This is a genomic window from Psychrobacter sp. AOP5-GZ1-6, from assembly GCF_052376345.1.
In the GTDB taxonomy this organism is placed as follows: Bacteria; Pseudomonadota; Gammaproteobacteria; order Pseudomonadales; family Moraxellaceae; genus Psychrobacter.
The window spans coordinates 1-8,292 of the sequence record NZ_JBQSVP010000132.1 but is presented as its reverse complement, the minus strand read 5'-3'; the positions used below and the strand labels follow the sequence as shown (position 1 = coordinate 8,292).

Annotated in this window: 6 protein-coding genes; 2 read left to right on the top strand and 4 right to left on the bottom strand. The window is 42.8% G+C overall.

Annotated elements, in window-relative coordinates; genetic code table 11:
* Positions 1–268 precede the first annotated feature (268 nt).
* From carB to carA, 3 genes are all read right to left on the bottom strand, one after another.
* Complete coding sequence (carB, locus tag ACT3RN_RS13010) at positions 269–3,538, bottom strand: carbamoyl-phosphate synthase large subunit (protein ID WP_192520231.1); 3,270 nt, start codon at positions 3,536–3,538, stop codon at positions 269–271.
* A gap of 144 nt (positions 3,539–3,682) precedes the next feature.
* Positions 3,683–4,219 carry a hypothetical protein gene (locus ACT3RN_RS13005; RefSeq protein ID WP_192520230.1) on the bottom strand — a complete coding sequence of 179 codons (537 nt, stop codon included), beginning with the start codon at positions 4,217–4,219 and terminating at the stop codon, positions 3,683–3,685.
* Complete coding sequence (gene carA, locus ACT3RN_RS13000) at positions 4,219–5,448, bottom strand: glutamine-hydrolyzing carbamoyl-phosphate synthase small subunit (RefSeq protein ID WP_192520229.1); 1,230 nt, start codon at positions 5,446–5,448, stop codon at positions 4,219–4,221. The genes ACT3RN_RS13005 and carA overlap by 1 nt, the downstream gene beginning before the upstream one ends.
* Positions 5,449–6,218: 770 nt before the next feature.
* Between carA and ACT3RN_RS12995 the strand changes: the two genes are divergently transcribed.
* The gene (locus ACT3RN_RS12995) at positions 6,219–6,758 is read left to right on the top strand and encodes a gamma carbonic anhydrase family protein (protein WP_192520228.1); all 540 of its coding nucleotides are present in this window, start codon (positions 6,219–6,221) and stop codon (positions 6,756–6,758) included.
* Positions 6,759–6,863: 105 nt separating this feature from the next.
* Here ACT3RN_RS12995 and ACT3RN_RS12990 read toward each other — a convergent pair whose 3' ends face one another.
* Positions 6,864–7,328 (bottom strand): hypothetical protein, encoded by a 465-nt coding sequence (locus ACT3RN_RS12990; RefSeq protein WP_192520227.1) that lies wholly within the window; start codon positions 7,326–7,328, stop codon positions 6,864–6,866.
* 235 nt (positions 7,329–7,563) lie between these two features.
* Between ACT3RN_RS12990 and ACT3RN_RS12985 the strand changes: the two genes are divergently transcribed.
* Complete coding sequence (locus tag ACT3RN_RS12985) at positions 7,564–8,265, top strand: HAD family hydrolase (protein ID WP_192520226.1); 702 nt, start codon at positions 7,564–7,566, stop codon at positions 8,263–8,265.
* Positions 8,266–8,292: the final 27 nt, after the last annotated feature.

Genomic DNA, 8,292 nt, shown 5'->3' with positions numbered 1-8,292 from the left:
TGAGATATAAAAAAGTGTGAGGTTCAAACTGTGTAATAAGCAAACGGACAGTCATGTATGAGCGTCTTAGCGCTCAAATGCTGCATCCTTAACTTTACGTAATAAAAAGCATAGTCGCAGTTTGGCCACTATGCTTTTGGGGTTTATCTTTTTAAAGGTATTGTCTATTACGGTTATATAATAGCTCATGCGAAACTTTGCATGAGCAGTTACATTAGCTTGACTGTTATGCTTAATCTACTGAAATTATTCAGTCAAGTCAATAGAACTAAGCAATAGTCTTTGCTTGTTCGTGTAAATCTTGTAGCTTGTAAACTTCAAACGGTAAGTTAATTGAATAAGACTTGCAAATAGCATCTGCAGCACCCAATGTCGTGACATAAAATACTTTGCCTTGCAGTGCGCTACGGCGGATAGAGAATGAATCCTCTTGCGCCTGCTTGCCTTCGGTAGTATTGATGATAAGGTCAATTTTACCATTTTTCAATGCATCAACGATGTGTGGACGACCTTCAGTCACCTTATTGATTTGCTTACATTCGATACCCGCCTCGCTCAGTATTTTTTGCGTACCACTCGTAGAGACAATGTCAAAACCAAAGTCAGCGAGCTGGCGAGCGATAGGTACAATTTGTGCTTTGTCGCTATCACGTACTGAGACAAAGGCTGTCTTATTTTCACCTTCAGTTGGTAGACCTGGCAAGCGCTCGTTACTACCGATGATGGCTTTGTAGAATGCTTCGCCAAAGGTTTTGCCAACACCCATGACTTCACCCGTTGATTTCATCTCAGGACTCAAGATTGGATCGACACCTGGGAATTTAGCAAACGGGAAGACAGCTTCTTTAACCGCATAGAAGGCAGGCACAATTTCAGTGGTAAACCCTTGGTCTTTAAGCGAGGTGCCAGCCATACAGCGAGCCGCGACCTGTGCTAACGATGTACCGATGCATTTAGACACGAAAGGCACTGTACGTGCGGCACGTGGGTTGACCTCTAGGATATATACAGTTTCACCTTTCACGGCAAACTGTACGTTCATTAGGCCGATCACACCAAGCTCTTTTGCCATAGCAATGGTTTGTGCGCGCATGACGTTACATAGCTCATCCGATAGCGAGTAAGGCGGTAGTGAACAGGCTGAGTCACCAGAGTGAACGCCCGCTTGTTCGATATGCTGCATGATACCGCCGATGACCACATCAGTACCGTCACAGACACAGTCTACATCGACTTCGATGGCGTCATCTAAGAAGCGATCTAGCAACACAGGCGCTTCGTTTGATGCTTGTACCGCTGTGCGCAGATAGTGTCTCAGCTCGTCTTCGTTATAGACGATTTCCATCGCGCGGCCACCGAGTACATAAGATGGACGTACAACCAATGGGTAACCTACATCTTTTGCTTTTACTAAGCCGTCTTCTAAGCTCGTCGCTAGGGCGTTTGATGGTTGAGTCAGATCAAGCTGTTGAATCATGTGCTGGAAGCGCTCACGATCTTCAGCACGGTCGATGGCATCAGGGCTAGTGCCGATGATTTTTACACCAGCAGATTCTAATGCGCGAGCCAGTTTCAATGGTGTTTGACCACCGAACTGTACAATAACACCATCAGGGTTTTCGATACGGACGATTTCTAGCACATCTTCTAATGTGATTGGTTCAAAGTATAGACGGTCAGAGGTGTCATAGTCAGTTGAAACGGTCTCTGGGTTACAGTTGACCATGATGGTTTCGTAGCCATCTGCACGCATCGCAAGCGCTGCGTGTACACAGCAATAGTCAAATTCGATACCTTGACCGATACGGTTAGGACCGCCACCGATAACCATGATTTTCTTGTTATTGGTTGGATTGGCTTCACATTCGCTATCGTACGTTGAATACATATAAGCGGTACTGGTAGCAAACTCTGCCGCACAGGTATCTACACGTTTATAGACTGGATAGATATTTAAATCCCAACGTTTTTTGCGTAACTGCTTTTGTGATACACCAAGCAATTTAGCCAAACGCAAGTCTGATAAGCCTTTACGCTTGAAACTGCGCAAATTCTTTTCCGTTAATTCGCCAAAACCTAGTGCTTTAACGTCTGCTTCGGTTTTTACGATGTCTTCGATTTGTACCAAGAACCATGGATCGATTTTGGTGAAGTTAAACACTTCGTCGACGCTCATACCGACGCGGAATGCATCAGCGATGTAGTAGATGCGCTCAGGAGTAGGAATCGTTAAGCGATTGATAATCTCGCTACGGGCTTTATCAGCACTGAGTTTACCGTCTTTAATAGCGGCAAAGTCGATTTGCTCATCAAAACCATCATTGCCCGTTTCCATACCGCGCAATGCTTTTTGCATAGACTCCTGAAAGTTACGACCAATAGCCATGACTTCACCGACGGCCTTCATTTGCGTCGATAGGATGTTGTCAGCTTGTGGGAATTTTTCGAAGTTAAATCTTGGTATCTTGGTCACGACATAATCAAGTGCCGGCTCAAAGCTGGCTGGAGTTCTACCGCCAGTGATGTCGTTTTGTAATTCATCTAGCGTGTAACCGATGGCCAGTTTTGCTGCGATTTTGGCAATCGGGAAGCCAGTGGCTTTTGAGGCGAGTGCAGATGAACGCGATACACGTGGGTTCATTTCGATGACAACCATGCGACCTGTATCAGGGTTGATACCGAACTGTACGTTTGAGCCGCCCGTTTCGACGCCGATTTCACGCAGTACTGCTAACGAAGCATTACGCATGATTTGGTATTCTTTATCCGTTAGCGTTTGTGCTGGTGCTACTGTGATAGAGTCACCTGTGTGTACGCCCATTGGGTCAAAGTTTTCGATGGCACAGATGATGATGCAATTGTCGTTTTTGTCACGAACGACTTCCATCTCATACTCTTTCCAACCAATCAGTGACTCATCGATAAGCAATTGATGGTTTGGTGATAAATCAAAACCGCGCTCGCAGATTTCGATAAACTCATCGCGGTTATAAGCGATACCGCCACCTGAACCACCCATGGTGAATGAGGGACGAATGATACATGGATAGCCCATTTTCTCTTGGGTAGCAAACGCTTCTTCCATGGTTTCAGCCGTTTCAGCGCGTGGGCACTCTAGGCCGATACGCTTCATCGCTTGGTCAAACAGCTCGCGATCTTCCGCCATCTCAATTGAGTCTTTGGTTGCTCCAATCAGCTCGCACTCGTATTTGGTTAATATGCCATGCTTATCCAAATCTAATGCACAGTTCAGCGCAGTCTGTCCGCCCATGGTTGGCAAGATTGCATCAGGACGCTCTTTGGCAATGATTTGCTCAACCGTCTGCCACGTAATCGGCTCAATATAGGTGGCGTCAGCCATGACAGGGTCGGTCATGATGGTCGCAGGGTTTGAGTTGACCAAGATGACGCGGTAGCCTTCTTCTTTTAGTGCTTTACAGGCCTGCGCGCCTGAGTAGTCAAACTCACACGCCTGACCGATGACGATAGGGCCTGCGCCAATGATAAGAATGCTTTTTATATCGGTACGTTTTGGCATAATGTTGTTAAGTCCTATTTTGGCGGTTTGGGATTTTAAGATGTCTTATACTGTAAGTAAAAGTTAAAAATAATAGAAAAACTCGGGCTTAATGATCACTAATATCGTTAGAAGCATGTTTTATCTAAGAAAATAGCATCTATTTCACTTAAGGTTAATTTTTTCGAAAACCCTATCTAAATAAGTTAAGAACCTTTTAAATTCATCCAACGAGGATGAATAGTTAGACAGTTCGATTTCTAATACGTGTTTAAGGACATCAGAAGACTGTTCTAGAGATAACTCAGAATTTTTGGCTAAAAGATCAGCAAACTCTCCTAGTTCATTAATAGTAAAGCCGTATTCATACTTTGCTATTTCTATATCCTCCAACATTATTTCAATGATGTCTGAGTCTAAAGTGCTGTCATGTATTCTTGGAATATCAGGAATAATATCTTTTAATAAGTCAAATGGTAGATGGGTATTGAAATCATTTAAAAGAGTAAAAGCAAAATCCCATCTTTGTTTAGTTGATAACTCGGATAGACGTTGAAAGTATTGTTCTTGAACCTTCTGTAGTCTATCGAGCTTCTGTTTCCTTTTATCATTTATTTCATTAGAAGATGCTTTATGCTCTGATAAAATATTTTCTATTTTCTTATTACATTTTCTATTAAATATTTTAGTGAAAAAGTTCACTATTTAGCCGCTTCCATCATCTTAGCAAACTTATCAAACAATGGCGCACAGTCATGTGGGCCAGGGCTGGCTTCTGGGTGACCTTGGAAGCTAAAGACAGGCTTATTGGTCAGCTCGATACCTTGGTTGGTACCGTCAAATAGTGAGCGATGGGTGGATTTGACATTATCAGGTAGTGTGTCTTCATCAACCGCAAAACCATGGTTTTGACTGGTAATCATAACCGTACCAGCTGCCACATCTTGTACTGGATGGTTGGCACCATGATGACCTGTTTTCATTTTGATGGTGTTTGCACCGCTAGCCAGACCGACCAGCTGATGACCCAAACAGATACCAAAAGTAGGAACATTGGTTTTTTCAATGATGTGACGCACTGCATCGATAGCATAGTCACAAGCAGCAGGATCACCTGGACCATTTGATAAGAAAATACCATCTGGGTTTAGCGCTAGCACGTCTGCGATAGGCGTTTGGGCTGGTACGACTGTTACGTGACAACCGCGATCTACCAGCATGCGCAAGATATTGGTTTTGGTCCCAAAGTCATAAGCGACGACGTTGTATTTGGCATCGATATGAGTACCAAGCTGCTTAAAGAATCCGCCCGTACCGCTATCATGGCTACCAGCTATATCACGGTTAAGTAGGGTGTCTGATAAGTCCCACGTACCTGCTGTCCATTCGAACTTTTCTTTAGTGCAGCATTCTTTGGCCAAGTCCATGCCTTCGATACCAGCAAACTCTTGCGCCAGTTCAATGGCTTGTTGCTCGTCTTCTGCACTGATGGTATCGCCATTTGATGCTGTCATGATACAACCGTTTTGAGCGCCTTTATCACGTAATAGACGAGTTAATTGACGAGTGTCAATCTCAGCGATTGCGACGGTATCATGCTTTTGTAGGTAGTCGCTCAGTGATTCTGAGTTACGGAAGTTTGAGGTAACCATTGTCGCATCACGGATAATAAGACCGTCTGCCCAGACTTGATGACCATTACCAGATTCTGTGTCCTCGCTATTGGTACCTGTATTACCAATGTGTGGATAGGTGAGGGTCACGAGCTGACGTGCGTAGCTTGGGTCGGTTAATATTTCTTGATACCCTGTCATGGCTGTATTAAACACCACCTCACCGACACGATGACCGAGACTACCGATACTCACACCGCGAAAAATCGTACCGTCTGCTAATGCCAAAATTGCTTGTACTTCTGCCGATGAATTCAAGGGTTGCCTCCGCTGTTATTGGTTAGTGCTATGATTTTTTTATGATTAAACTTTGGATTTCTATGTCTTAATATTTGCATAAAGAAACAAGAAAATCTAAAATTTTTCCATAAAAAAGCGAGAAGACATTATTGATGGAAACTACAAAACCCACTAGATAGTGAATAGGTAACTTGCATCATGTCCGCTCGCTTAGGCACAGATTTTGCGCATTATATACAATATACGCTAGAATAGCCAGTCGATTTGCTAAGTTGTAGTGCATAGTTTGCTAATTTTCGATAAATATATAATGTAGTCTGTATTAAGCGACAAAGCGCTTATAAATGCACGTTAAGTGATATCTGATGGCAAGAAATTTCTGCACTAGAAACAACCTTTATCAAGGTGAACCCTCTAAGGGTTAATGACTATATCTGCATACATAGTCTATATACATAAATGCTTTTTTGATTGAGTGACAAGTCCTACTACCGATAATGCTAGATTTTGATAGACAGCTTTGCCACAATAGAGGGCATTATTGACTGATATAAAATGAGAGCTATCGATCTCGTTATCTATCTACAATTAGCAAAAGCCAGCTACGTCAGAGAAAGCTAGCGAATGACTAACTGTCTACGGCGTTATTGTCCTTGGATGTATCACTTGTACTCGTTTTAGAGTTCTTTGACTATAGTCAGTCCGAAATAAAAGAGATGCAGTCACGCGACATTACACTACATGCGACACTATTTAGTTGGCATAAAAAACGATAACAAGGAGCAGTTATGATTTATCAGTATTTAGATAAGACCCCTGAGTTCGCTGTACCGTTTAAAGGTTGGGTGGCAGATTCTGCGCAAGTCATCGGTGATGTGTATTTAGGGCATCAAGCCAGTATTTGGTTTGGTGCGGTGCTACGCGGTGACAATGAACGCATTCACATTGGTGACTACAGTAATGTACAAGAAAACAGTGTGATTCATACTGATGCAGGTATCGAAGTAAAAATCGGTCATTATGTCACTATCGGACATTTAGCGATGCTGCACGGCTGTGAGGTTGGTGATAACAGCTTGATTGGTATCGGTGCCGTGGTACTCAATAATGCCAAAATTGGCAAAAACTGTATCATCGGTGCTAAAGCATTGGTCACAGAGGGCAAAGTTATTCCAGATAATTCATTGGTCATGGGTGCACCTGCAAAAGTAGTGAAGACCTTAACAGATGAGCAAGCAGCGATGTTAAAGCTCTCGGCGGTGCATTATGCAGAGCGTTGTCAAAAATTCAAAACGGGACTAAAAGAAATCGCAATGCCTGATGAATAGCAACCAGTAAATGTAGCGCTGAGTGATAAATAAAGATCAGAGGATAAGTGTATAGGGTGTAATCCTCTGTATTTTTATCCTTTATCTATGGCCATGAGAGTAACGTTACATGATAAACATCATAGCGAGCCAGATAACGGCAAAGATAGCGATACCAACAATCAAACCGCGAAAAATATCATGACTGATAGAGGTGTCATCGAGATAAGGGTTATGGTTGGCAGTTTCGTCGATATGTAGTGCATTGACGCTCTCGGCCCCTGCGTTTTTACCAACGACTAACCCAATGATTACACCGAGTACTAACATAAAAGGGGTGAATAACCAAAAAACCTCACCATTACCGATATCAGCTATTGAGCGAACGACAACAATGACCACGTCGATAAGCAAGCCACCAAAGCCATACATCAAGCCGTTTAAGAGTGCATGGATCAGGCGATCCCAAGGCGATTGGTACGCATCTCCTAACTGACGCTGTCTGATTTCTTTAATCGAGCGAGCAGGGCGATGCACCTTGTTAATTTGAGATCTACTAAATAAGTCGGTTTTGTTATGATACGCTTTCATAAGGTTCTCGGGTTGCTTATTAAGGTCGTGGTATGTCTTATAAAGTAAGCTGAATAAATAATTTAGCATAATTTTGTCTGGCAAACAGTAGACTTCTCAAAATTTACTGAATAAATGTTATATCCAAAAAACTGACTATATTAAAGGCTTTAGCTAAAACACAGTCGATATAATCTTTAATTATAATTAATTCTATTTACTATTAACATTTTGAAAAAACAATAAGGCATTCATAATGCAAGCACCTCATACGAAAAACTCTCAAAAAGAACTGGCGCTATTTGATTTAGATCACACGTTACTTGATGTCGATAGCGACTATCTATGGGGTGAGTATATCGTCAATAATGGTCTGGTTGATGAGGCACAGTATCGCACGGCCAATCAGAAGTTTTATCAGGATTATATCGAAGGTACACTTGACGCGACAGAGTACAATGAGTTTGTCGCCCAGTTTTTGACTACCTTGCCATTGGCACGGTTGCATGAGCTGCGTGAGGATTACATTACACGTGAAATTGAGCCACATATTCGGCCAAAAGCGATGGAGGTGTTGTGTCAGCATGTTGAAAAGGGGCATGCTGTAGTGATTATTTCTGCTACTAACGACTTTGTGGTCTCTGCTATTGCCAAACGTTTTGGTATCGAATCCGCCAATGTGTTATCGACGCCGCTCGAGATAGAAAACGAGCGTTATACGGGTAAATTAGCGGATAAGCCCAATTTTAAAGAAGGTAAGATATATCATCTAGACAAGTGGGTGAGTAAGCAGCAATTGGCTGGCGTGACCTTTGAAAAAACGTATGCGTATTCGGATTCTAAAAATGACATCCCGCTACTTGAGTGGGCAGATATCGCTATCTGCGTCTCACCCGATGAGGCGCTGCATGCGCATGCGCTAGCCCATCGTTGGGCAGTAGAGGATTGGTCGATTTAGGCAGCATATATGCATAGTCAGTAATAA